Here is a 25,569-nt window from a genome sequence, read left to right as displayed (position 1 = left end):
TGAGGGTTCGCGCAGAGGTCCGGGGCGGGGCAGCGGCCCCGCCCCGGACCCGTTGCTACAGCCAGCCCGCGAACTCCAGCAGCAGCTCGCCGTCCTGCCGCCGCCCCGCCGCGACCGCGCGCACCCCCGACTCCACCGCGCGGAACAGGGTCCAGCCGTGCAGCCGCGCGTGCTCCACCTCCAGCGAGTCCGCCAGCCGGTTCACCCGGCGTCGGACCGTGGAGGGGCCGACCGCGGCGGCCACCAGGTCGTCCACCCGGTCGCGCACCAGCCGGGCCAGGTCGTACGCCCGCTCACCGACCACCGGGTCGGGGCCCACCGCGAGCCACGGGGCGCGCTCGCCCGCGAGGACCTTGCTCTGACGGAAGTTGCCGTGCAGCAGCACGCTGTCGGAGGCCGAACCGATCATCTGGTCGCGCGCCGCGAGCGCCGCGTCGACCAGCGGGCGCACCAGCGGCTCGGCCGTCGCACGCATCGCGTCGGCCTGCCGGGCGGTCCGCTCGGCCACCGACTCGAAGGCATGGTCGTCGGGCGGCGCCACCCAGAGCTTGCGCACCGTGCCCGCGGCCTCCAGGAGGGCCTTGGCCTCCGGGAGGGAGTGCAGGGAGACCTCGGGGTGCAGGCGCTCCAGGAGCAGGGCGTTGTCGCCGGGGGAGGCGTCGTCGAGCAGCTGCGCGGTGCCCCAGCCGTTCCAGTGCGCGAGCGCGGCCCGCTCCAGGTCGGGCCGGGCGAAGGGCGGAGCCAGCTTCAGTACCGCGGGAGCACCGTCGGGGCGGCGCACCAGGACGATCAGGCCGCTGCGGCCGCCCGGTGCCTGCACACGCTCCGCAGTCAACTCCCGTACGCCGAGGGCTCCTTGCATATCAGTCTGAATCCGGCCGAGCCAGTCGGCCGCGGCGGCGTCCCCGTACGTCTCGCCGAGCGCCCGGACAAGCCGCTGCGGCGGTTCGAAAGTCATGCGTGCGTATTTCCCTTTCCGGCGCTTGCGGAGGCCCGCTCGACGAGCCCCGGAAAGGCTACGCTGCCGTCGCCGCGCCACCGCGCAGCCCGCACCGCCGCCTCGCGCAGGGCCAGCGCCGCCTCGTGCCGCAGCGGGCCCCCGGCGGCCCGCACCAGGTCGGACCAGGCGTCGGCCATCCGGTCCTCCAGAACGGCCGCGAGCCGCACGGCGCCGGCCTCCCCCGTCACCTCGAAGGGCAGTGCGTAGGCGGCGGACGCCGCGACCGGCTTACCGCCGAGGTCGCGCACGGTGCGGGCCAGAGCGTCCCGACGGGCACGGTGGGCGTCGTACGCCTGGAGCGCCTCGGACCTGCGCTCAGGACCGATCCGGCCACCGACGACGCCGTACCCGTACACGGCGGCGTGCTCGGCGGCCAGTGCGGCCTGCGCCGCCTCGCGAGCGCTCATCGGTGGTCTCCCCGGGTCAGCAGGTACGCGTGGACGGCGCAGGCGGCCGCGACCGATGCCAGCAGCCGCGCCAGCTCGGGCGGGGCGCCGGCGAGCGCTCTCGTGTGGGCGTCGGCGGTGCGCCGCTCGGCCGCGGCGAGGGCCTTCAGCGCGGCCTTCCGGTCGGCGGGAACTCCGGGCGGCGCGGGCGCCGGGGACGCCTCGGGAGAAGCGGGGGCCGAAGGGGACGGCGCTGCCCCTGGAGTCCGCGTCAACGCCGCGACGTGCAGGGCCACGGTGTCCCGCAGCGGTCCCGCCAGCTTCTCCGTCGCCGCGTCGGGATGCTGCGCGAGCACCGCGTCGTACAGCGCGAGCAGAGTGCCGCTGGCCCGTGCGGAGCGCCGGCGGAGGACCGTACCGGCGTCCCGGGCGGCCGCACCCTGTGTACGGTGGGCGGCGGACCGCTCCGAACAGCCGGTCAGGAGTGCCGCACCGGCGGCCGTCGTCGCGCCCAGCACACTCCTGCGTGTGGTCCCCGTGCCCAGCACGTGTCTCTCCCTCGGCCCGAAGTGATCACCGCAGGCGAGCGTACCTGCGCGTCAACAGAGCGAGGACGGCAACACCCCTGGGGACCGGATACCCTTTCATCTGACACGCGACGATCAGACACGCGGCGATCGAGAATCGCGACGTTCCCACAACAGCACACGCGGCCGAGGAGTCACCCGGATGAGCACCACCCAGAGCGAGAGGCTGCGCGGGCTGCTGGAGCCGCTCGTCGCCGCCAAGGACCTGGATCTGGAAGAGATCGAGGTGTCCCGGGCCGGCCGGCGTGGCGTGCTGAGGATCACCGTCGACTCCGACGAGGGCGTGGAGCTGGACACCTGCGCCGAGCTGAGCCGGGCCATCTCGGAGAAGCTCGACGAGACCGACGCGATGGGCGAGGGCGAGTACGTACTCGAAGTCAGCTCGCCGGGCGCCGACCGCCCGCTGTCGGAGCACCGCCACTACGTGAGGGCCACCGGCCGTCTGGTCAGGCTGACGCTGACCGGGGGCGACGAAGTGACCGCGCGCATCCTCGCGGTGGACGGCGAAGGACTGGACCTCGAAGTGCCGGGCGTGAAGGGGCGCAAGCCCACCGCCCGCCGGGTCACCTTCGCCGAGATCGCCAAGGCGCGCGTGGAGCTCGAATTCAACCGCAAGGACAAGAAGGAAGAGGAGGCGTAGCCATGGACATCGACGTAAAGCTTCTGAAGGGCTTGGCGAAGGAGAAGGAGATTTCCTTCGACCTGCTGGTCGAGGCGATCGAGTCGGCCCTCCTCATCGCCTACCACCGCACCGAGGGAAGCCGCCGCCTCGCCCGCGTGCGCCTCGACCACGACAACGGTCATGTGACGGTCTGGGCGAAGGAGGACCCGGCCGACCTCGAAGAGGGCCAGGAGGCCCGGGAGTTCGACGACACCCCGTCCGACTTCGGCCGTATCGCCGCGACCACGGCCAAGCAGGTCATCCTGCAGCGGCTGCGGGACGCGGAGGACGACCTGACGTTCGGCGAGTACGCCGGGCGCGAGGGCGATGTCGTCGCCGGGGTCGTGCAGCAGGGCAAGGACCCGCGGAACGTGCTGGTCGACATCGGCAAGCTGGAAGCGATCCTGCCGGTGCAGGAGCAGGTGCCCGGCGAGGCCTACACCCACGGGCTGCGGCTGCGCACCTACGTGGTCCGCGTCGCCAAGGGGGTCCGCGGCCCGTCCGTGACCCTCTCCCGTACGCACCCCAACCTGGTGAAGAAGCTCTTCGCGCTGGAGGTCCCGGAGATCGCGGACGGCTCGGTCGTCATCGAGGCCATCGCCCGCGAGGCCGGTCACCGGAGCAAGATCGCCGTACGGTCGACCCGGTCCGGGCTCAACCCGAAGGGCGCCTGCATCGGCCCGATGGGCAGCCGGGTGCGCAACGTCATGGCCGAGCTGCTCGGCGAGAAGATCGACATCGTCGACTGGTCGGACGACCCGGCCGAGCTGGTGGCCAGCGCGCTGTCGCCGGCCCGGGTCAGCAAGGTCGAGATCGTCGACCTGGCCGCCCGCTCCGCGCGGGTCACGGTCCCGGACTACCAGCTGTCGCTGGCCATCGGCAAGGAAGGGCAGAACGCCCGTCTCGCCGCCCGGCTGACCGGCTGGCGCATCGACATCCGGCCGGACACCGAGCCGTCCGACGGTCCGGTCGACGAGGCCTGAGCGTCCCGGTCCCGGCTGATCGGCCGGGACCGTATCTGCTCGATTCCAGAAGACTTCAGGACAACATCCGTTCGATTCCTGCCCCAATCAGGTGGGGTCGTTACGGGGAGGTAGACTTAAACGTGTCTGGCCGGACAGTCGACCGAGCGTGCCCCGAGCGAACCTGCGTGGGGTGCCGGGAGCGGACGGCCAAGAGCGAACTGCTGCGCATCGTCGTGGTTGAGGGCAAATGCGCCCCTGATCCGCGCGGTACGCTGCCCGGCCGGGGTGCGTACGTGCACCCCGCCTCGGTCTGTCTCGACCTGGCGGTCCGCCGGCGGGCGTTCTCCAGGGCCTTCAAGGTCCCGGGTCCGCTCGACAGCGCGGAGCTGAACCAGTATGTCGGACAGGCAGCACCGTAATAAGAGAACGGCACGGGTCCCCGTGCGGTCAGGTACCTCGCGAGTTGGAAGTAGGTCGAGATTGCGATGAGCACTCGATGAGTACGCGATGAGTACGCCCATGAAGTAGCGACGGTCCGGCGGTAACCCGGACCTAAAAGGAGCGAAGTGGCTAAGGTCCGGGTATACGAACTCGCCAAGGAGTTCGGAGTTGAGAGCAAGGTCGTCATGGCCAAGCTCCAGGAACTCGGTGAGTTCGTACGTTCGGCGTCCTCGACGATCGAGGCGCCGGTAGTACGCAAGTTGACCGACGCTTTGCAGGGGCCCGGCGGCAACGCCGGCAAGTCCGCTGCCAAGCCCGGCGCGCCCCGCAAGGCCGCGCCCTCTCCCGCACCCCGTGCGGGTTCTTCCACGCCGTCGGCGCCGTCTCCGGCCGCCGCGGCTCGTCCCGCTGCTCCGAAGCCCGGTGTCCCGGCCCCCAAGCCGGCCGCCGCCGAGGCCGCCGAGAGCAGTGCTCCCACCACGCCGTCGGCGCCGTCTCCGGCCGCCTCGGGCCCGCGTCCGGGTCCGAAGCCCGCGGCCAAGCCCGCTCCGGCGGCTCCGGTTCCCGCGGCCGAGTTCTCGGCGCCCGCGCCGGCCCAGCCGACGGCACCGCAGACGCCGCAGTCCCCGCGTCCGGCCGGTGCCACCCCCGGCCCCCGTCCCACCAACGCCCGTCCGGCCCCGGCCGGCGGTCAGCGTGACGGTGGCCGCGGCGGCGAGCGTCCGGCACGGCCGGCCGGCCAGGGTGCCCCGCGCCCCGGCGGCAACCGTCCGTCCGGTCCCCGTCCGGGCAACAACCCGTTCACCTCCGGTGGTTCCACCGGAATGGCCCGCCCGCAGGCACCCCGTCCCGGTGGCGCACCGCGTCCCGGCGGCGGCCAGGACCGCCCCGGCGGCCCGCGTCCGCAGGGTGGTCCCGGTGGCGCTCCGCGCCCCCAGGGCCAGGGTCAGGGCGGCGCCCGTCCCAGCCCCGGTGGCATGCCCCGTCCGCAGGGCGGTGCCCCGCGACCCGGTGGCGCCCCCAGCGGTAACCGTCCCAACCCCGGCATGATGCCGCAGCGTCCCGCAGCCAGCCCCCGCCCCGGCGGCGGCCCCGGCGGTGGCGGTCGTGGTCCCGGCGGCGGCGCAGGCCGTCCCGGCGGCGGCGGCGCGCGTCCGGGCGGCGGCGGCTTCGCCGGCCGTCCGGCAGGTCCCGGCGGCGGCGGTCGTCCCGGCGGTGGCGGTGGCTTCGGCGGCCGTCCCGGTGGCGGCGCCCCCGGTGGTGGCTTCGGCGGACGTCCCGGTTTCGCGGGCCGTCCCGGCGGCCCCGGTGGCCGCGGTGGCACACAGGGCGCCTTCGGCCGTCCCGGCGGGCCCGCCCGCCGTGGTCGCAAGTCGAAGCGGCAGAGGCGCCAGGAGTACGAGTCGATGCAGGCTCCGTCGGTGGGCGGCGTCATGCTGCCCCGTGGCAACGGACAGGCTGTCCGGCTGTCGCGCGGTGCTTCGCTCACCGACTTCGCGGAGAAGATCAACGCCAACCCGGCGTCGCTCGTCGGTGTGATGCTGAACCTCGGCGAGATGGTCACCGCGACGCAGTCCGTCCCCGACGAGACGCTGCGGCTTCTCGCGGACGAGATGAACTTCGTCCTGGAGATCGTCAGCCCCGAGGAGGAGGACCGCGAGCTGCTCGGGTCCTTCGACATCGAGTTCGGCGAGGACGAGGGCGGCGAGGAAGCTCTCGTCGCGCGTCCGCCGGTCGTGACCGTCATGGGTCACGTCGACCACGGTAAGACCCGGCTGCTCGACGCGATCCGCAAGACGAACGTCGTCGCGGGCGAGGCCGGCGGTATCACGCAGCACATCGGCGCGTACCAGGTCTCCTCCGAGGTCAACGGTGAAGAGCGCAGGATCACCTTCATCGACACCCCGGGTCACGAGGCGTTCACCGCCATGCGTGCCCGTGGTGCCAAGTCGACCGACATCGCGATCCTCGTGGTGGCGGCCAACGACGGTGTGATGCCGCAGACGATCGAGGCGCTGAACCACGCCAAGGCGGCCGACGTGCCGATCGTGGTCGCGGTCAACAAGATCGACGTCGAGGGCGCGGACCCGACCAAGGTGCGCGGCCAGCTCACCGAGTTCGGTCTGGTGGCGGAGGAGTACGGCGGCGACACGATGTTCGTCGACATCTCCGCCAAGCAGGGCGAGAACATCGAGGCCCTCCTGGAGGCCGTGGTCCTGACCGCGGACGCCTCGCTCGACCTGCGGGCCAACCCGGAGCAGGACGCGCAGGGTATTGCGATCGAGTCCCACCTGGACAAGGGCCGCGGTGCTGTCTCGACCGTCCTGGTCCAGCGCGGCACGCTGCGCATCGGCGACACGATGGTTGTCGGCGACGCGTACGGCCGGGTCCGGGCGATGCTCGACGACAACGGCAACAACGTCCAGGAAGCGGGTCCCTCGACCCCCGTCCTGGTCCTGGGACTCACCAACGTCCCGGGTGCCGGCGACAACTTCCTGGTGGTCGACGAGGACCGTACGGCCCGTCAGATCGCCGAGAAGCGTGCCGCCCGTGAGCGCAACGCCAACTTCGCCCGCAAGGGTGTCCGGTTCTCCCTGGAGAACCTGGACGAGGCGCTCAAGGCCGGTCTGGTCCAGGAGCTCAACCTCATCATCAAGGGCGACGCGTCCGGTTCGGTGGAGGCTCTCGAGTCCTCGCTGCTCCAGCTCGACGTCGGCGAAGAGGTCGACATCCGGATCCTGCACCGCGGTGTGGGTGCGGTCACCGAGTCGGACATCAACCTGGCGACCGGCTCCGACGCCATCGTCATCGGCTTCAACGTGCGCGCCGCGGGGCGTGCCGAGCAGATGGCCGAGCGCGAAGGCGTGGACGTCCGGTACTACTCGGTCATCTACCAGGCGATCGAAGAGATCGAAGCGGCCCTCAAGGGCATGCTCAAGCCGGAGTACGAAGAGGTCGAGCTCGGCACGGCGGAGATCCGCGAGATCTTCCGCTCGTCCAAGCTGGGCAACATCGCCGGTGTGCTGGTCCGCTCCGGCGAGGTCAAGCGCAACACGAAGGCGCGGCTGCTGCGCGATGGCAAGGTCATCGCGGAGAGCCTCAACATCTCCGGTCTGCGCCGCTTCAAGGACGACGTCACCGAGATCCGCGAAGGGTTCGAGGGTGGTATCAACCTCGGCAACTTCAACGACATCAAGATCGACGACGTCATCGCGACGTACGAGATGCGCGAGAAGCCCCGCGGCTGATCCGTATCGCGGTTGAGCCGTACTGCGGCTGATCCGTACAGCGTCAGTCGGGGCCGCTCGGCGGGAGGAATATCCGTCGAGCGGCCCCGGCCGTTGCGTGTACGGTTCTGGTGTCCCTGCCAAGCGGTTGGCGGGGCGCGACCCCGAACCGGCGGGACATCCGGACATGCATGTATGCAGGGACACTGTCCTTCGATCTGCTTCTCGGCGACGTACGGTCGCTGAAGGAGAAGCGCTCCGTCGTCCGGCCCATCGTGGCCGAGCTCCAGCGCAAATTCGCGGTGAGCGCGGCCGAGGTCGGCGACCAGGATCTGCACCGCAGGGCCAGGATCGGCCTCGCGGTGGTGTCCGGGGAGACGGAGCACCTCACTGATGTACTCGACCGGTGCGAGCGACTTGTCGCCGCCCGGCCCGAGGTGGAGCTGCTGTCCGTACGACGGCGGCTGCACGGCGACGATGACGAATGAGCACGGCTTAAGAAGGAGACGGACCAGTGGCCGACAACGCGCGGGCGAAAAAGCTGGCGGACCTCATCCAGGAGGTGGTCGCCGAGAAACTGCAGCGCGGCATCAAGGACCCCCGTCTGGGCACGCACGTGACCATCACGGACACCCGCGTCACCGGCGATCTGCGGGAGGCCACGGTCTTCTACACGGTCTACGGCGACGACGAGGAGCGGGCGAGCGCGGCAGCCGGTCTGGAGAGCGCCAAGGGCATCCTGCGCTCGGCGGTGGGCTCGGCGGCGGGGACGAAGTTCACCCCCACCCTCGCCTTCGTGGCGGACGCCCTGCCGGAGAACGCCAAGGCGATCGAGGATCTGCTCGACCGGGCCAGGGCGTCGGACGCCAAGGTGCGCGAGGCGTCGTCCGGCGCCGCGTACGCCGGCGGCGCCGACCCGTACCGCAAGCCCGAGGACGAGGACGAGGCCGACGACGACGGGGACACCGCCTCCGCATGACACAGCAGAAAACCAACCCCCCCGCCGCCGGGAAGGGTCCGCTGGACGGCCTTGTCATCGTCGACAAGCCGTCCGGCTTCACCTCGCACGACGTCGTGGCCAAGATGCGCGGGATCGCGAAGACCCGCCGGGTCGGCCACGCGGGCACCCTCGACCCGATGGCCACGGGCGTGCTCGTCCTCGGGGTCGAGAAGGCCACCAAGATGCTCGGCCATCTCGCCCTGACCGAGAAGGAGTACCTCGGCACGATCCGGCTCGGCCAGAACACCGTCACCGACGACGCCGAGGGCGAGATCACCTCGTCCGCCGACGCGTCGGCGGTGACCCGTGAGGCCATCGACGCCGGAGTGGCCGAGCAGACCGGCGCCATCATGCAGGTGCCGTCCAAGGTCAGCGCCATCAAGATCGACGGAAAGCGTTCCTACGCACGGGTGCGCGGCGGCGAGGAGTTCGACATCCCGGCCCGGCCGGTGACCGTCTCGTCGTTCCGGGTGTACGACGTCCGCCCGGCCGTCGCGGAGGACGGGACCCCGGTCGTCGACCTGGTCGTCTCGGTGGTCTGTTCGTCCGGTACGTACATCCGCGCCATCGCCCGCGACCTCGGGGCCGCCACCGGCGTCGGAGGGCACCTGACGGCCCTGCGCAGGACCCGTGTCGGCCCGTACGGGCTGGACGCGGCCAGGACGCTGGACCAGCTCCAGGAAGAGCTGACGGTGATGCCGGCCGCCGATGCCGCTGCCGCCGCTTTCCCCCGCTGGGACGTGGACGAGAGGCGGGCCCGGCTGCTGCTCAACGGCGTCCGGCTCGACATGCCCGGATATCCGGCCGGGGCGGTGGCCGCCTTCGGGCCCGAAGAGCGCCTGCTCGCGCTGGTCGAGGAGGAGAACGGCAAGGCGAAGAGCCTCGCCGTCTTCGGCTGAGACCACCGGGGCGCCGGCCGTCGGCCGGGAACCCACCGTGGAGCGGGCGGGCCGCAGGTGCGCGGTACGGGTCCGCTCCACGATTCCCCTCGCGAGCAATCTGTCCGCCCGGCCCCGGGCATTCACCCGTTCGGGCAGGCGCTCGGAGTGAATACCGGGAGCGCCGGGGGCGCTTTCGGCCGGTTTCCTCCTCCCGGCGATCACCGCGTGCCTACGGTCTGACCATGGGAAGCGGGGACCTGGAAACGCTGGTACGCATCTGCGATCCGGCAGGGCGGCCGAGGGGCACCGGCTTCGTCGCCGATGACCGGGGCACGGTGGTGACGGGCCATGAGGTGATCGCCGGCCTCGTCGGAGCCGTGCTGCACGGCGCCGACGGCCGGACGTGCCGTCCCGGTGCCGACGCCATCACCGCCCTGCCCGAGCTGGGGCTGGCCCTGGTCCGCTGCGAGGACCTCGGTGTACCGGCCCTGCCCCTCTCGGTACGGGACACGGTCGGGACCGGCGCCTACGTACGGGTCGCCGCGTCCGGCTGGCGCGCCGCGCGCGTGCTGGGCGAGACGGCCGTGACGTACACGGCGGCCGGCCGCTCCCACCGGCTCACCGCCCTGGAGCTCGCGCTCGGCACCCAGGGCAGTGACGCGCTCCAGCCGGGCAGCACGGCGGCGGGCGGGCCCGTGGTGGACGCCTCGACCGGGGCCGTGCTCGCGGTGCTCGGCACCACCCTGCGCGGTGACCACCCGGTGGCCGGCCTCGCCGTTCCGCTGCGTGGCACCGCACTCACGGCGCTGCTGCGCCGCAACGCCGCCACCGTCCCCGGATACGGCCGCGATCTCAACCTCGCGGGTGTGCTGGAGCTGACCGCCACCTCGGTCGGTGCATCCGGCAGCGCCGACCCCTGGTGCGCCCCGGTCGAGCGGCCCGGCATCGCCGGTGCGCTGGACGCCTTCCCGGCGGGGGGCGGCCCCGTGCTCGGACTTGTCGGCGCCCCCGGCACCGGGCGGACGACGGAGCTCGGCGCGCTCGCCGCCCGCCGTGCCCGCGGCGCGCAGCCCGCCCCCACCCTCTGGCTGCGCGGCGCCGACCTGCGCGCCGACGACGTCTCGGTCGCCGACGCGGTGGCCCGCACGGTCCTGCAGGCCGGACGGATCGTGGGCGCCGACGGGCTGGACCGTGCGACCCCGGAGCGGATCGCCGCTCTCGCGGCCGCGGCGGGACAGCCCCTGCTCATCCTGCTCGACGGGCCGGAGGAGACGGCGCCCCTGCCGGCCGGCGCACTGCCGGAGTGGGCCGGTGCCACCGCGCGGTGGCTGGGCGCGCACGGCGCGCGGATGGTGGTCGCGTGCCGCCCGGAGTACTGGGAGCAGGCGACGGCACTCCGCCCGCAGGGCGCCGACTGCGTACGGATCGGGGACCTGCCGCCCCGCGAGGCCGAGCGGGCCCGGCAGCGGTACGGCATCCCCGAGGGGATGCTCGCGCCGCAGGACGCGGCCCATCCGCTCGCGCTGCGGATGCTCGCCGAGGTGCGGGCCGCGATCCCCGGGGGCGCGGACGGCAGGCCGGCCCGCGAGGAGGTGTTCACCGCCTACCTGGACCTGCTGTGTCTGCGGACGGCGGTCCGGATCGCGGCCGCCCGGTGTCCGGCACCGCGCGGCACGGCGGTGCGCCGTCTCGCCGCCGAGGTCTCCGGCCGGGTGCACGAGGCGGCCAGACGCTGTCTGGGGCCCGGCCAGGGGGAGCTGGACCGCAGCTCCTTCGAGGAGCTCTTCCCGTGGCGTACCGGATGGGCGTCGGCCGTACTGACGGAGGGGCTGCTCACCCCGGCGGGCGCCGGATACCGGTTCCCGCACGGGGAACTCGCCGACTGGGTGCAGGGCGAGCACCTCGACGTGGACGGGGCGCTGTACGCCCTGGTGCACCGCCGCCGGGACGACCCGGCAGCCGGCGCCGGCGTATCGGCCCCGGAGCAGGCGGATGCCGCAGCCGGGGGACGCCGGCCGACCGTGCCCAGGCACCGGGCCGGGACGGTGGTCCAGGCACTCCTGCTGCTCGGGCGCCGCCACGGAAACCATGAACTGGGCCGCAGGCTGCGCGAGTTGATCGAGACGCTGGACCGGCTGCAGGGTGAGCCCGCCGCGCCACGGGTGCCGCGGCCCGCCCGCGGACCGGGCACCGCGGATGAGCCCGCGCCGCTCGCCGACGCCCAGTGGTGGGCCGCGCGGCTCGTCGCCGACGTCCTGCTGCGCGTACCCGACGCCCGTCCGTACATCGGGGTGCTGCGGATCCTCGCCGACCGGATCACCGTGCTGTCCGTCCGCTCGGGCGGACCGGGCGCGCTCGGCGGCTTCCGTACCTTCGACAGCGTGTTCTGGGAGCGGCTGCGGCTCGGCGAGAACCACCGCCTCGATCTGCTGCGGCGGCTGGTGCCCGCCGACGGAGCCCCCGGCGCACGCACCGCGGACCGCTATCTGGACGCTGCCGCCCGGCGCCTCGCCGCCGAGCCGCGGGCCGTGCAGCCCCTGCTGTGCCGCTGGTTCGGCGACGAGCGGCTGCTTCCGTCCGACGAACGTGCCGAGCTGCGGCCCACTGTCGCCGGTGCCGCCCAGGCGCTGCTGTACACCCGGCGCGGGCTGGCCGTGGACGATCTGGCCGAGGCCCTCGTCGACGCCGGACACCCCCGTGCCGATGAGCTGCTCGGCGCGCTCGCCGAGGACGAGACGCCCGCGCTCTGCCGCGCCGTGGACCGCTGGGCACACGACGAGCGTCCCGCGCGCAGGGCCGCCGCCGCCCGCCACGCCGCGCGCGCCGCAGCCCACACCAGGACCGGCTCCGACCGCGAGCTGCTGCGGTACGCCGCGCTGGCGCTGCTCGCCCGCCCCGGTGACGACGAGCTGCACGGTGCCGCGCTGGCTCTGCTGCTCGGTGACCCGCAGAGCCGCGCCCGGCATCTGCCGCGTGCGCTGGCCCTGTTCGCGTCCGGTCAGCTGCCGCCCGCCGCGCTCGCCGCCGTCCTGGACACGCACCCGGAGACGGTGTTCGACGCCTTCGAGGCCGCCCTGCGGACCCGGCCCGACACCGCGGGTCCGGTCCTGGACGCACTCGCCGGAATCAGTGCCCCGGCCCAGGCCCGCCGCGCCGCCGCGCTCGTCCACGAGTACATCGACCGGCACCCGGCGGGCGCCGTGCACGCCGCCGCGTTCGTCGACCGCCGCCTGGAGGACGGCCCGGCCGCCCAGGGCATCATCTTCCCGCTGGTGACCAGCTTGCTGCGGGGCCGCCCCAGCTCCGTGCGGGAGGCGCTCGCCCCGGTGCTCGCCGCGCCCGGCAGCCGGGACTCGCGCGCGATGCGGGCCGAGCTGCTCGACGTACTCCTGGAGTACGAGCGGTACGAGGCCAGGGACGGTGCGGCCGTCCTCGAGGCCCTGGTGCGGGCCGCCGCCCTCGGAGCCGCCGGCCGGGCAGTGCCGAGGACCCGGGACCTGGTCCACCGCACCGGGATGCTGCTGGTCCGTACGCCCGAGGGGGCGGCCCGCTTCGACCGGCTGCTCGTCGAACTGTCCACCCAGGCGCCCGTCTTCGCGGGACAGCTCGCCGACTGGCTGGCGGACGCGCCACTGGAGTGGGCCGTCGTCGTCGGCCCGAGCACCCGGCGGACGGTCGGGAAGCTGGGAGCGCCCATGCCGATGCAAGCCGGGAGCGCCGGACATGGCAGTCTTAGACCTGCGTAACTGCAAGGCATTGATCATGTTTACGGGTTCGGGCGAGGAGCGGTCTCAGTGCAGCGCTGGCGTGGCTTGGAGGACATTCCCCAGGACTGGGGACGCAGCGTCGTCACCATCGGCTCCTACGACGGGGTGCACCGCGGCCACCAGCTGATCATCGGGCGGGCCGTGCGGCGCGCACGGGAGCTGGGCATCCCCTCGGTGGTCGTCACGTTCGACCCGCACCCCAGCGAGGTCGTGCGCCCCGGCAGCCACCCGCCGCTGCTCGCGCCGCACCACCGGCGTGCCGAGCTGATGGCTGAGCTCGGCGTGGACGCGCAGCTGATCCTGCCCTTCACACCGGAGTTCTCGAAGCTGTCGCCCGCCGACTTCATCGTGAAGGTGCTGGTCGACAAGTTGCACGCGCGATCGGTCATCGAGGGCCCCAACTTCCGCTTCGGCCACAAGGCGGCGGGGAACGTCGGTGTCCTCGCCGAGCTGGGCGCGACCTACGACTACGAGGTCGACATCGTCGACCTCTCGGTGAGCGGTGAGGCGGGCGGCGGCGAGCCGTTCTCGTCGACCCTGACCCGCCGCCTGGTGGCCGAGGGCGACATGACGGGCGCCGCCGAGATCCTGGGCCGGCCGCACCGTGTCGAGGGCGTCGTGGTGCGCGGCGCACAGCGCGGCCGTGAGCTGGGCTTCCCCACGGCGAACGTCGAGACGCTGCCGCACACAGCGATCCCCGTCGACGGCGTCTACGCCGGGTGGCTGACGGCCGACGGCGAGCGGATGCCCGCGGCGATCTCGGTCGGGAGCAACCCCCAGTTCGACGGCACCGAGCGCACCGTCGAGGCGTACGCCATCGACCGTGTGGGCCTCGATCTGTACGGCATGCACGTCGCCGTCGACTTCCTCGCCTATGTGCGCGGCATGGAGAAGTTCGAATCGATCGACGCGCTTCTGGTGGCCATGGCGGACGACGTGAAGCGCTGCAGGACGCTGATCGAGGCGTACGAGTCCAACTGACCGGGCACCGGCCGGCGCGCACGCTCAGCTCTGTGCCGCCACCAGGGCGTCACCGGCCGCCGTGCGGCAGTAGAGCACCGACCGCCCGGCCCGCCGCCTGAACACCAGACCGGCGTCCAGCAGGATGCTGAGATGGCGGCCCACCGACCCCAGGGCCAGACCCGAGAGCGCCACCAGCTGCGTGGTGCTCTTCGGCGTACCGAGCAGCACCAGGACGCCCGCCCGCCCACTCCCCAGCAGCCTGCCGAGCGCCTCGGGCGAAGACGTCCGTACCGGCTCCGACAGCGCGCCCGCGCAGGAGTAGACGGCGCAGAAGCGATGCGGCCTCTCCCACGAGACCCAGCCGCTGCGCCCGCTCGCCGGGACGAACAGCAGCTCCGCGCCCATGATCTCCTGCGGCTCGTAGTCCCCCTGGTTGACCCGCAGCCGGCCCCCGCCCAGCCAGCGCATCCCCGGCCGGATGTCGTCCAGCGCCGCCGCCCAGCCGCCCTTCGTGAGCTGCCGGGTGCGCGCCAGGATGTCCGCCTCGAAGAGGCGCCGCCGCCGGGGCCAGTACGGCAGCACGGTCCGCGTCCACACCCACTCCAGCAGGTCGGCGGCGCGGTCGGGCAGGTCGTCCCGGTGCAGCGCGGCGGGCAACCGGCCGACCGCACCGAAGGCCAGGTCGTGGCGGGCATCGGCCGGCGGGGTGGCGCGGACCACGGCCAGCTCGCGGTGGAATTCCGCTTCGTCCTCGGACGGCGGCACGGGCGACAGGAAGTCCGCGATCCAGTGGGGTCGCAGACCGGTCCGCACCAGCAGCCGGAGCACCGGGTCCGCGTCCAGCAGCTCCAGATACGCGGGCCGGTGCGCGGCCAGCCAGGACCGCTCGCCGGGATGCCCCGTCTGCCCGGACTCCAGCATCACCAGACAGGCGAAGGTCTCGCTGAGCTGCGAGATCACGAACCGGCTGCGTGCCAGTGTGTCCGCGTCGACGATCCAGAGCCCCATGTTTCGCCCCCCGGCGAAACATTATCGTCCCCTCCCGGCGGCCCGTCACGATCCGGCGCATGCGCACCTACCGACAGCTCTTCGGAGTACCGGAGTTCACGCCGCTCTTCACCACCGTCTCGCTCCTCGCGGCGGCCTCGACCGTCAGTGGTGTCGCACTGGCATCGCTGGTCTTCTCCGCGACCCACTCACCCCTGCTCGCCGCACTGAGCATGTCCGGCGGCTCGTTCACCCAGGTCGTCGGCGCGGTGGCGCTGCTCTCCGCCGCCGACCGGCTGCCGCCCCGCGCCGCCGAGACCGGACTCGCGGTGATCGCTGGCGTCGGCGCCGCGGTCCTCGCGCTCCCCGGGCTGCCGGCGTGGGGAGCGTTCGCCGTCCTCCTCGCGCTGGGCCTGACCGGGTCGGTGGGCGGCGGGGTGACCTACGGCCTGCTCGCCGAGATCCTCCCCGACGAGGCGTATGTCCTGGGCCGTTCGGCGCTGAACATGTCGGCCGGGACGATGCAGATCGCCGGGTTCGCACTCGGCGGGGTGCTCGTCACCGGGCTGTCGCCACGCGGCACGCTGCTCGTCGCCGCCGCTCTCGCCCTGGCCGCCGCGGCTGTCGCGCTCGGCGGACTGAGCAGCCGGGCGCCACGGTCGGCCGGGCGGCCCTCCGTCCGGGAGACCTGGCGCGTCAACCGGCTGATCTGGTCGTCGGCGCCGCGCCGCTGCGTATATCTCGCCCTCTGGGTGCCCAACGGGCTCATCGTCGGCTGCGAGGCCCTCTTCGTGCCGTACTCGCCGGCGCACGCGGGGCTCCTGCTCGCGGTCGCCGCGTGCGGGATGCTCGCAGGCGACGTCATGTTCGGCCGTGTCGTGCCGGCGCGGTGGCGGCCCAGGCTCTCCACCCCGCTGCTGCTCGTGCTCGCAGCGCCCTACTTGGTCTTCGCGTTCCGGCCGGGGCTGCTGCTCGCGGTGCCCGCGGTCGTGCTCGCGTCGGCCGGATACGCGTCGAGCCTCGTCCTGCTGGAGCGGCTGGTGGAGCTGACACCGGACGCCGTCCAGGGCCAGTCGCTCGGCCTGCACACCTCGGGGATGCTCACCTTCCAGGGAGTGGGGGCCGCGCTGGCGGGCGCCGTCGCGCAGCACACGTCGGCCGCGACGGCCATACCGGTGATGGCCGCCGGCTCCCTCGCGGTGTCACTGGCCCTGGTGCCGGGGCTCCGGGCCCCCGCACCGGCGGCCCCGGCGCTGGGCACAGCCCCGTGACCGCCCCTCCGTACCGCCTCAGGAGGCCGGGACCGTCCCCGCGGTCCTCGACGCCGTGGCCCAGTGGCATGCCACGGCGTCGTCGGCGGCCGCGCCGCCGCTCGGCAGCACCGGCAGATCCTGCGTGCGGCAGGCATCGGCCACCCCCGCACGCTCCGCCTCGCCCGAGGCGAGGATGTGGCAGCGTGCGTGGAAGCGGCATCCCGACGGCACCCTGGACGGGTCGGGTGTCTCACCGGTGAGCACCACGGGCTCGGTCCCGGCGTCCGGCATCACCGACAGCAGCGCCTGGGTGTACGGGTGTCGTGGCGCGGTGAGGATCCGGTCCACGTCCCCCGTCTCCACGATCCGGCCGAGATACATCACGGCGACCCGGTCGGCGATGTTCCACGCGAGCCCCAGGTCATGGGTGACGACCAGCGCCGAGAGGCCCAGCTCGTCCCGCAGCCGCAGCAGCAGGGCGAGGATCTCACCGCGCACCGACGCGTCGAGTGAGGCCACCGGCTCGTCCGCCACGATGAGTTCGGGGTCGAGCACCAGCGCGCCCGCGATCACCACTCGCTGGCGCTGACCGCCCGACAGCTCATGCGGATACTTCAGGAAGAACCGCTCGGGGGGCCGCAGCCCCGCCCGGGAGAGTGCCTGGGACACCGCGGCCCGCTCGTCGCCCGTCGACCCGTGGATCCGCAGGCCCTCCGCCACCGCCTCGTACACGGTGTGCCGGGGATTGAGGGAACCGCTCGGGTCCTGGAGCACCAGCTGGACGCGCCTGCGGTACGCCTTGAGGGCGCGGGCCGAGCGGCCCAGCGGCTTGCCCCCGAAGGTGACCGAACCGGCGGTCGGCTGTACGAGGCCGAGCAGCGCGCGGGCGAGCGTCGTCTTGCCGCATCCCGACTCGCCGACCAGGGCCACGATCTCCCCCGGCCGGATGTCGAGGTCCACCCCGTCGACTGCGCGCGCCCGGGAGGCTCCGCGCCGGCCGGGGAAGGTGACCTCGAGTGCGGTGGCGCTGAGCAGGGGAGGCGTGGTCATGAGGTGCTCCTTGCTTCCTCGGCACCCGGCTCCACGGCCGTGCCGACACCGGGCTTCACGAGCAGACAGGCCGCCTGGCGCGCCGGTCCGGCGTCCCGCAGCTCCTGGTCGCCGGTCGCGCACTCGTCGAGGGCGACCGGGCAGCGCGGGTGGAACGTACATCCCGCGGGCAGCGCCGCCGGGTCGGGCGGATCGCCCGGAAGGCCGCGCGGGGCACGCCGGGACACGGGGTCGCCGATGCGTGGGAACGCCCCGGACAGCGCGCTGCTGTACGGGTGCGCCGCCGCGGTGAAGACCTGCTGCGCGGGGCCCACCTCGACCACCCGGCCGGCGTACATCACGGCCAGCCGGTCGCAGGTGTCGGAGAGCACCGCCAGGTCGTGGCTGATCATCAGCAGGCTGATGTCCTGGTCCGCGACCAGTTGCTCGATCAGCCGCAGGATCTGGGCCTGGATCATCACGTCGAGAGCCGTGGTCGGCTCGTCGGCGACGATCAGCTGCGGGTCACAGGCCAGTGCCATCGCGATCATCACCCGCTGCCGCTGTCCGCCGGAGAGCTCGTGCGGATACGCGTCCGCCCGCGCCCCGGGGAGCCCGACCTGTTCCAGAAGGCCGCGGGCCCGCTCGCGGGCTGCCGCCGGGGTCGCCCGGTGGTGCACGAGCAGCGGCTCCGCGATCTGGTCGCCGATCCGGTGCACCGCGTTGAGTGAGTGCATCGCGCCCTGGAACACGATCGAGGCGCCCGCCCACCGGACGGCCCGCAGCCGTCCCCACTTCATGGTGAGGATGTCCTCGCCGTCGAGCAGGATCTCGCCGCTCAGCGTGGCCGACGAGGGCAGCAGCCGCAGCAGCGCCAGTGCCAGTGTCGACTTCCCGCATCCCGACTCACCCGCGATGCCGAGCTTCTGCCCGGCCCCGACTGTCAGGTCCACCCCGCGTACGGCGGGCACGGCGGACGCCCCCGACCCGTAGGTCACGTGCAGGTCCTTGATTTCGAGGAGGCTCAACGTCCCACCCCCAGCTTCGGGTTGAGCACGGCCTCCACGGCACGCCCGCAGAGGGTGAAGGAGAGGGCGACGAGCGCGATGGCGATCCCGGGCGGCGCCAGGTACCAGAAGTGCCCCGAGGAGACCGCACCCGCCTCCCGTGCGTCCTGGAGCATGCCGCCCCAGGAGATCACCGTGGGGTCGCCGAGGCCGAGGAAGGCCAGGGTCGCCTCGGTGAGGATGGCGTTGGAGATGCCCAGCGTCGTCTGGGCGAGCACCAGCGGCACCACGTTGGGCAGCACGTGCCGGGTCATCACATGGCCGTGGCCGCCGCCGAGTGCCCTGGCGCGTTCGATGTACGGGCGGGACTCCACGGCGATGGTCTGCGCCCGCACCAGCCGGGCCGTGGTCGGCCAGGCGGTCACACCGATCGCCAGGATCACCGTCCAGACCGAGTGGTCGAGCACCGTCGCCAGCACGATGGCCAGTACCAGGGTCGGCATCACCAGGAACCAGTCGGTGACCCGCATCAGTACGGTCGCGAACCAGCCGCCGAAGTGTCCGGCGATGATCCCGACCAGGGTGCCGATGGCCACCGAGAGCGCCGCGGCCAGCAGACCGACGGTGAGCGAGATCCGCGCCCCCCAGATCAGCAGGGCGAGCACGGACCGCCCGAACTGGTCGGTGCCGAGGGGGAACCTCCCGCTCGGATCCTCCAGCGCCGTGCCGGGGGCCTTCGTCACGCTCTGCACGTCACCGCCGACGAGCAGGGGCGCCGCCAGCGCGATCAGCGCGATGAGGAGCAGCCCGGCGAGGCCGTAGACCCCCGACCGCTGGGTCCGGTACTGATTCCAGAACCGGGCCACGGACTCGCGCCGCCTGGCCCGTGCGAGCGAACCCGCTGTCTGTTCCGCGGTCGCGGTTGTCATCGGCCCACCCTGGGATCGAGCAGCGGATAGAGCAGATCGGCGAGGACGTTCATCACGATCATCGCCCCCGCGAAGACGACGAACAGTCCCTGTACCAGCGGGAGGTCGGGCACGCTCAGCGCCGAGTAGAAGAGCCCGCCGACCCCGGGCCAGGAGAAGACCGTCTCGACCAGGATCGAACCGGCGGCCACCTGGCCGAAGTTGATGAAGATCATGGTGACGGTGGGCAGCAGCGCGTTCGGTACCGCGTGACGGCGGCGGACGAGATCGTCGCGCAGCCCCTTGGCACGCGCCGTCGTCAGATAGTCACTGCCCATCTCGTCCAGCAGCGAGGAGCGCATGACCAGCAGCGTCTGCGCGTAGCCGACCGCGACCAGGGTGATGACGGGCAGGACCATGTGGTGCGCGACGTCGGTGACGTACGCGAAGCCGGACAGGCCGCCCGACTCCATGCCGCCGGTCGGGAACATTCCCGGGATCGGCCCGATGCCGACCGAGAAGACGATGATCAGCAGCAGCCCGAGCCAGAAGGACGGCACCGACCAGAGGGCCAGCGCGATGCCGGTCGAGACCTTGTCGCCGAGGCGGCCGTGCCGCCAGGCGGAGCGTGTGCCCAGCCAGAGGCCGAGCGCGCAGTGGATGACCACCGCGACACCGGTGAGCAGCAGCGTCGCGGGAAGCTTCTGGGCGATCAGGTCGGTGACGGGGGCGTGGAACTGGTAGGAGGTGCCCAGGTCCCCGGTGAGCGCCTTGGAGCAGTACTGGGTGAACTGCTGCCACGTCGGCAGGTCGAGACCCAGCTGCTTGCGGAGTTCGAGCAGCTGGGCGTGGCTGACCGCGCGTCCGTGGGTCATGGTGCGGACCGGGTCGCCCGGAATGATCCTGAACAGGAAGAAGCTGGTGACCAGAACGGCGAACAGCGAGACGGCCGCGCCGCCCAGCTTGCCCGCCACATACAGCAGGTACGCGGTCGCGTTGCGGGTGCGAGGGCCGGACGGCCCGGTCTTGACCTCGACCGGGCCGTCCGCCGCACCCTCCGCGAGCGGAGTGGTGCTAGCAGCGCTCATGAGTTATTCACGGTCTTCCGCTGTGGAACGGCGGCGCAGGGCGACAAAGCCTCCGAGCCCGATCACGATGACAGCTGCGACGATGCCGATGACGAGCCCCGTCGAGGAACCCGACGACTTCGAGGCGCTGTGGTCGGCCGGGACTGCCGACCACCAGCTCCAGTAGCCGTCCTGGCCCCAGATGTTGCCCGCCGCCCGGGGCATCGTCTCGATGGACTTGATCTGGTCGGTACGGTACGCCTCGACGGCGTTCGGATACGCCATGACATTCATGTACCCCGTGTCGTACAGCCGCGACTCCATCTGCTTCACCAGATCGGCGCGCTTGGCCGCGTTGTACTCCTGGGCCTGCTGGGCGTAGAGACCGTCGTACTTCTTGTCGCAGATGAAGGTGTCCGTCGAGCCGGTGTCCTTCGGGGTGCTGGGCCGCGCGGCGCAGGTGTGGATGGACAGCACGTAGTCCGGGTCCGGGTTGACCGAGTAGCCGTCGAACGCGAGGTCGTACTGACCGGCGAGCTCGGGGTCGGTGACGTTGTCGACGCACGACATCGTGAGACCGATGCCCAGCTTCCCGTACCACTCCTTCATGTACTGGCCGACGGCCTTGTCCTCCGGAGCGGTGGCGTGGCAGAGCAGACGGAGGTTCAGGGGCTTGCCGTCCTTGCCGACCCGCTTGCCCGCGCCGTTCTTCTTGTAGCCCGCTTGGTCGAGGAGCTTCGCGGCCCTGGCCGGGTCGTAGGAGACCTTCTGGCTCGCGGACGGCTTCCAGGTGTAGGCCGTGAAGCGCGGGGGGATGTACCCGGCGCCCTGGACGGCGTGTCCCTGGAAGACCTTGTCGACGATGGTCGTGGTGTCGGTGGCGGCGAACAGCGCCTGGCGTACCCGCTTGTCCTGGAGCGCCGGGTTGCCGTTGCCGAACTTCTTCCCGTTCCTGGCCTCGGCGCCGGGGTTGACGGCGAGTGAGTAGAAGCGCCGGCCGGGGGCGTCGTTGACCTTGATGTTCTTCTCGGACTTCAGGGCTGCGGCCTGGGCCGGGGTGAGGCCCTGGACGAAGGACACCTCGCCCTTCTCCAGCGCCGCGACGGCCGCGTCATTGTCCTTGTAGTACTTGAGGTCCAGCTCGTCGAACTTGGGAGTGCCCCGCCAGAACGTCTTGTTCGGCTTGAACTTCAGATACTGGTCGACCTTGTAGTCGGTCAGGATGAACGGCCCGTTGCCGACGACCGGGAACTTCTTGTCGTTGTTGAACTTCGAGAAGTCCTTGACGCTCTCCCAGACATGCTTGGGCACGATCGGCACGTCGAGCGCCGTCATCGTCGCCTGAGGCTTCTTCAGCTGGATGACCAGCGTCTGCGGGTCGGGTGCGGTCACCTTCTTGAAGTTCGCGGTGAAGCTGCCGTTGGAGGTGGCCGCGGCAGGGTCCGTCATCATCTTGTTGAACGTCCAGGCCGCGTCACCGGCGGTGGCCTGCTGCCCGTCCGACCACTTGGAGTTCTTCCGGATGGTGAACGTCCACGTCAGTTTGTCGGCCGACGGCTTCCACGCGGTGGCGAGACCAGGGATCGTGTGGCCGTCCTTGACGTCATAGTTCGTCAGGTAGTCGTACATCAACCGCAGCGCGGTGGTGGAAACCAGACGCTGGGCGAGGAACGGACTCATCGAGTCGACGCTCTGGTTGATGGCGACGGTGAGGACCTTCTTGCCGCCACTGGATCCGGAAGCCGCCTTCGCCTCGGCGGCATGGGCCTGTTGGGGCGCCGGGTTCAGCGGGGTCGCAGCCGCGGCCACCAGGGCGAAGGCGGTCGCGCCGGTGGCCAGGAGCAGACGGAAACGGGATCGGTGCCGGATACTGCCGGTCGGAACTCTTCTGTCCATGGGCGTTGACCTCGCGTCAGGTGAATCATGGAGTCGCCAGCTGGTGAAGCGAAGGTTTATCAGCGGTGGTTTAGACATGTCAACGGTCGTCAAGACCGTGCCTGGTCTGCACAAATGTCTGAAGGCCCACACCGTTCACACGGTGCGGGCCTTCAGTGGTCTATACCCTTATTGCCTTACTGCTGAGAGGCCGGCGGCGCCTGCGGGGGCTGCTGCTGCGGCCACCCGGCGGGCGGGACCGGCCCCTGCGACTCCGGTTGGCCCGGCTGACCTGGCTGTCCCTGCGACTCCGGCTGCCCCGGCTGCTCCTGCTGCCAGTGGCCGCCCGGCGGGGGAGCCTGCGCCGGCTGCTGCTGCCAGGGCTGCCCCTGCGGCGCGGGCTGCTGCTGCGGGCCCTGTTGCTGCCAGCCCTGCTGCTGTGGCGGCTGTGACGCCTGGGGATGAGGCTGCTGCGGGGGCTGCTGGCCGCCGTAGGGCTGCGGGGGCCCTTGCGGCGCCTGCGGCCCCTGGGGCGCGTACGGCTGTTGCAGGCCGGGCATCGGCGGGGCCATGTGAGGGGGAGGTGCGCTCTGGCCGTGGCCGGTCCACAGCCCCTGGGCCTGCTGGGCGCGCTGGAAGTCCTCCGCGACCAGGGCGGACAGGTTGAAGTACGCCTCACGGGTCTTCGGCCGCATCATGTCCAGATCGACCTCGGCGCCCGCCGACAGGTGCTCGTCGAACGGGACCACGACGACTGCGCGGCAGCGGGTCTCGAAGTGCTGCACGATGTCGTCGACCTTGATCATCTTTCCGGTCTCCCGGACTCCGGAGATCACCGTGAGCGACCGTGAGACCAGATCCGAATAGCCGTGCGCGGAGAGCCAGTCGAGTGTGGTGCTCGCGCTGGACGCACCGTCCACGGACGGGGTCGAGACGATGATCAGCTGATCGGCGAGGTCGAGTACGCCCCGCATCGCACTGTAGAGCAGACCCGTACCCGAGTCGGTCAGGATGACCGGGTACTGCTTGCCCAGGACGTCGATCGCCCTGCGGTAGTCCTCGTCGTTGAACGTCGTGGAGACGGCCGGGTCCACGTCGTTGGCGATGATCTCCAGGCCGGACGGCGCCTGCGAGGTGAACCGGCGGATGTCCATGTACGAGTTCAGGTGCGGGATCGCCTGGACGAGGTCGCGGATGGTGGCTCCGGTCTCGCGCCGCACCCGCCGGCCGAGCGTTCCCGCGTCCGGGTTGGCGTCGATCGCCAGGATCTTGTCCTGGCGTTCGGTGGCGAGCGTGGCGCCCAGCGCGGTCGTCGTCGTGGTCTTGCCGACGCCGCCCTTCAGGCTGATGACAGCGATCCGGTAGCAGGAGAGGACCGGCGTCCGGATGAGTTCGAGCTTGCGCTGCCGCTCGGCCTCCTCCTTCTTGGCGCCGAGCTTGAAACGCGAGGCACCGGCCGGGCCGCTGCGACTGCTCTTCGTCTTCTGCTTGTTGCGGATCAGCCGGTCGGAAGAGAGCTCGACGGCTGCCGTGTACCCGAGCGGCGCACCGGGGACGGAACGCTCCCGCTGGTCATGGGCGACGGGCTGGGGCCAGCCCGTTCCCGTACGGGGGTCGACGGGTGCCACGGGCTGCTGGGCCTGCTGCGGGTCCTGCGTCTGCGGCGTCTGGGGCGCGGGCAGGTTCGGGGTGGGCGCAGCGGGCTGACCGGGCTGACCGGGCTGGGGGAAGCCGTAGCCGGGTCCGGGATGCTGCTGCGGCGCCTGTGGGTCTCCCTGCTGCTGCGGTGCGGGCGGACCGGGGGGCGCAGGCTGCGGGAATCCGTAACCGGCCTGCCCCTGCGGGACCTGCTGCTGCGGGAACCCGTAACCGCTGTGCGGCGGCTGGGCCGCCTGGGGCGGCAGCTGGGGCGGCACCTGCTGGGCGGACTCGGCGGGCCCGGACTGCTGCGGGAATCCGTAACCGGCCTGGGGCTGCTGGGGAGCGGGCAGGTGGGGCCGCTGCTGCTGCGGGAACCCGTAACCGGCCGGCCCCTGCGGACCCTGAGCCTGGGACGGCAGAGGCGCGCCGGGGTTCTGCTGCTGCGGTGGCTGGGGCTGTACCTGCGGCGCGGGTGCGGAGGGACGGGGGAATCCGTACCCGCCCTGCTCGCCGCCGGCATCCGCGGGCTGCGCGGGCCAGGACGGCTGGGCCGGGGGAGCCGCGGGGCCGGGCGCGGCCGGGCCCTGCTGAGGCTGCTGCGGGGGCGGTCCCGGGTACGGCTGTGACTGGTCGGCGGTCGGCGTACTCACCGGCCACTGCGGAGCGGGCGGCGGCGCGGCGGGCTGGAACGCGGGCGGCAGCGGCGGCAGTCCGCTCTGCGGCGGTGCCGGAGGCTCGGGTGCCCAGGACTGGGCGGGCGCCGGAGGGGCGTCCTGCGGCTCCGGGGCGTTCCGGGCGTGCGGCGGCGCCACGTCCGTGACCGCGTCAGCGGGCGCGGGTACGGCGTCGGAGGGCTCGTCCGCGGCGCCGGGGACGGCAGCTTCCGCTCCGCTGTCCGTTGCGTCCGCGCCGGAGCCGGCCGGACGGGCGGTGTCGCCCGGAGCGCGGGGAGCGTCGAACGAGGCGGCTACGTCCGCGAACGCATCGGACCGGTACGAGCCGGGAGATCCGGTCGGCGCCCCGGTGACCGGTGCGGGAGCAGACGCCGGAGCGGCGCTCTCCTGTGCGGTGGCCGGGGGAGTGTCGGGGCGCTCCCGGGCGGCCCTCGCGGCAGCTTCGAGCTTCTCGAACTCACGCTTCAGCGCGGCGGGCGAGAACTTCATGGTTGCCCCGCTCTCCACCTCGCCCCCGCCGAACGATTCGGCTGCCTTCTCGGGCGCGGCCGAGGGGGCCTCGTCCGGCTCCGGCTCCTGAACGGTCCGGGCCACGGGCTCGGCCACAGGTTCAGGGGCAGCGGCCGCGGACTCCTGCCCGGACTCGCCGCCGGGCCCCGTCCCGTCTGCGGAACCGTCCGTCGCCCCGCGCGCGGCCGCCTGCTCGGGCTCGTCCTCGGGGTCGGCTTCGAACGGCCGCTTCGCCTTCGAGACCGCCGAACTCCACACGGGCTCCCACTCCGGTTCCGGTTCCGGCTCCGACACATGCTCCGATGCGGACTGCCGCTCCTGCTCCGGTTCGGGGCGCGCACCCGGTTCGGGCTTCGCTCCGGCGTCCGGCTCCGTCGGGCGCCCGGACCCTGTCTCCCGCGAATCCTCCGTGGTGCGCGGCGCCGGGCTCCAGTTCGGCTGGAACCCGCCCGTCAGCGGCAGCCCCGGCACAGCCGCGGGCCCGCCCACAGGAGCGGTGGGCTGCGCCTGAGGCGCCGGCGGAACGGGCGGCGGGGGAGGAGCAGGTGCGGGCGCAGGCGCCGGGGCGGGCTGCGCCGGTTCCTTCGTCCGGGCGTCCGAAGCGTTCTGCGTGTACCAGGCGGGAGGGGTGTAGTCGATGGTGAACTCACCCGTCTCGGCGGGACCCGCGTCGGACTGATCGTCGACGGGTGTGTTCGGTCCCCCGCGAATCTCGTCCCGATCGCTGTTCACAATGCCTC

20 protein-coding genes are annotated in these 25,569 nt (G+C 72.5%); 10 read left to right on the top strand and 10 right to left on the bottom strand.

Going from position 1 to position 25,569, the window contains the following annotated elements; all coding sequences use genetic code 11:
* Positions 1-55: 55 nt before the first annotated feature.
* The 3 genes from OG584_RS08365 to OG584_RS08355 are packed head-to-tail and all read right to left on the bottom strand — an operon-like array spanning position 56 to position 1,934.
* Positions 56-958 (bottom strand): aminoglycoside phosphotransferase family protein, encoded by a 903-nt coding sequence (locus OG584_RS08365; RefSeq protein ID WP_405776602.1) that lies wholly within the window; start codon positions 956-958, stop codon positions 56-58.
* The gene (locus OG584_RS08360) at positions 955-1,407 is read right to left on the bottom strand and encodes a ferritin-like domain-containing protein (RefSeq protein WP_405776600.1); all 453 of its coding nucleotides are present in this window, start codon (positions 1,405-1,407) and stop codon (positions 955-957) included. The genes OG584_RS08365 and OG584_RS08360 overlap by 4 nt, the downstream gene beginning before the upstream one ends.
* Positions 1,404-1,934, bottom strand: coding sequence for a twin-arginine translocation signal domain-containing protein (locus OG584_RS08355; protein WP_405776598.1), 531 nt, complete (start codon positions 1,932-1,934; stop codon positions 1,404-1,406). The genes OG584_RS08360 and OG584_RS08355 overlap by 4 nt, the downstream gene beginning before the upstream one ends.
* A gap of 181 nt (positions 1,935-2,115) precedes the next feature.
* Here OG584_RS08355 and rimP point away from each other — a divergent pair, with 181 nt between their 5' ends.
* From rimP to OG584_RS08310, 9 genes are all read left to right on the top strand, one after another.
* Complete coding sequence (gene rimP / locus OG584_RS08350) at positions 2,116-2,613, top strand: ribosome maturation factor RimP (RefSeq protein WP_405776596.1); 498 nt, start codon at positions 2,116-2,118, stop codon at positions 2,611-2,613.
* 2 nt (positions 2,614-2,615) lie between these two features.
* Positions 2,616-3,617, top strand: coding sequence for a transcription termination factor NusA (nusA, locus tag OG584_RS08345; RefSeq protein ID WP_405776594.1), 1,002 nt, complete (start codon positions 2,616-2,618; stop codon positions 3,615-3,617).
* A 122-nt stretch (positions 3,618-3,739) separates the two neighbouring features.
* Positions 3,740-4,018: a YlxR family protein gene (locus tag OG584_RS08340; RefSeq protein ID WP_405776592.1), complete on the top strand. Its 279-nt coding sequence runs from the start codon at positions 3,740-3,742 to the stop codon at positions 4,016-4,018.
* A gap of 147 nt (positions 4,019-4,165) precedes the next feature.
* A complete protein-coding gene (gene infB / locus OG584_RS08335; protein WP_405776590.1) occupies positions 4,166-7,288 on the top strand; it encodes a translation initiation factor IF-2 in 3,123 nt (1,040 codons plus the stop codon).
* Positions 7,289-7,458: 170 nt separating this feature from the next.
* Complete coding sequence (locus tag OG584_RS08330) at positions 7,459-7,755, top strand: DUF503 domain-containing protein (protein WP_405776588.1); 297 nt, start codon at positions 7,459-7,461, stop codon at positions 7,753-7,755.
* A 26-nt stretch (positions 7,756-7,781) separates the two neighbouring features.
* Positions 7,782-8,246: a 30S ribosome-binding factor RbfA gene (gene rbfA, locus OG584_RS08325; protein ID WP_405776586.1), complete on the top strand. Its 465-nt coding sequence runs from the start codon at positions 7,782-7,784 to the stop codon at positions 8,244-8,246.
* Positions 8,243-9,166, top strand: coding sequence for a tRNA pseudouridine(55) synthase TruB (gene truB / locus OG584_RS08320; protein WP_405776584.1), 924 nt, complete (start codon positions 8,243-8,245; stop codon positions 9,164-9,166). Before rbfA ends, truB begins: the two co-directional genes overlap by 4 nt.
* Before the next feature lie 224 nt (positions 9,167-9,390).
* Entirely contained in the window at positions 9,391-12,894 is a 3,504-nt protein-coding gene (locus OG584_RS08315; protein WP_405776582.1) for a trypsin-like peptidase domain-containing protein, read from the top strand.
* Between the two features lie 48 nt (positions 12,895-12,942).
* Positions 12,943-13,896, top strand: a complete 954-nt coding sequence (locus OG584_RS08310) for a bifunctional riboflavin kinase/FAD synthetase (RefSeq protein ID WP_405776580.1) — start codon at positions 12,943-12,945, stop codon at positions 13,894-13,896.
* Positions 13,897-13,920: 24 nt separating this feature from the next.
* On the opposite strand, the gene OG584_RS08305 is transcribed toward OG584_RS08310, so the two are convergent.
* Positions 13,921-14,886, bottom strand: coding sequence for an ArsR/SmtB family transcription factor (locus OG584_RS08305; protein WP_405776578.1), 966 nt, complete (start codon positions 14,884-14,886; stop codon positions 13,921-13,923).
* A gap of 59 nt (positions 14,887-14,945) precedes the next feature.
* Between OG584_RS08305 and OG584_RS08300 the strand changes: the two genes are divergently transcribed.
* Complete coding sequence (locus OG584_RS08300; RefSeq protein WP_405776576.1) at positions 14,946-16,136, top strand: MFS transporter; 1,191 nt, start codon at positions 14,946-14,948, stop codon at positions 16,134-16,136.
* An 18-nt stretch (positions 16,137-16,154) separates the two neighbouring features.
* Here OG584_RS08300 and OG584_RS08295 read toward each other — a convergent pair whose 3' ends face one another.
* From OG584_RS08295 to OG584_RS08270, 6 genes are all read right to left on the bottom strand, one after another.
* A complete protein-coding gene (locus OG584_RS08295; RefSeq protein WP_405776574.1) occupies positions 16,155-17,168 on the bottom strand; it encodes an oligopeptide/dipeptide ABC transporter ATP-binding protein in 1,014 nt (337 codons plus the stop codon).
* A complete protein-coding gene (locus OG584_RS08290) occupies positions 17,165-18,175 on the bottom strand; it encodes an ABC transporter ATP-binding protein (RefSeq protein ID WP_405776572.1) in 1,011 nt (336 codons plus the stop codon). The genes OG584_RS08295 and OG584_RS08290 overlap by 4 nt, the downstream gene beginning before the upstream one ends.
* A complete protein-coding gene (locus OG584_RS08285) occupies positions 18,172-19,083 on the bottom strand; it encodes an ABC transporter permease (RefSeq protein WP_405776570.1) in 912 nt (303 codons plus the stop codon). Before OG584_RS08285 ends, OG584_RS08290 begins: the two co-directional genes overlap by 4 nt.
* Entirely contained in the window at positions 19,080-20,150 is a 1,071-nt protein-coding gene (locus OG584_RS08280; RefSeq protein ID WP_405776568.1) for an ABC transporter permease, read from the bottom strand. The genes OG584_RS08285 and OG584_RS08280 overlap by 4 nt, the downstream gene beginning before the upstream one ends.
* Before the next feature lie 3 nt (positions 20,151-20,153).
* Entirely contained in the window at positions 20,154-22,025 is a 1,872-nt protein-coding gene (locus OG584_RS08275; protein WP_405776567.1) for an ABC transporter substrate-binding protein, read from the bottom strand.
* Between the two features lie 176 nt (positions 22,026-22,201).
* A complete protein-coding gene (locus OG584_RS08270) occupies positions 22,202-25,561 on the bottom strand; it encodes an SCO5717 family growth-regulating ATPase (protein ID WP_405776565.1) in 3,360 nt (1,119 codons plus the stop codon).
* Positions 25,562-25,569: the final 8 nt, after the last annotated feature.

It is taken from the genome of Streptomyces sp. NBC_00859 (genome assembly GCF_045161865.1).
In the GTDB taxonomy this organism is placed as follows: Bacteria; Actinomycetota; Actinomycetes; order Streptomycetales; family Streptomycetaceae; genus Streptomyces.
This window is presented reverse-complemented; position numbering and strand designations above follow the sequence as displayed.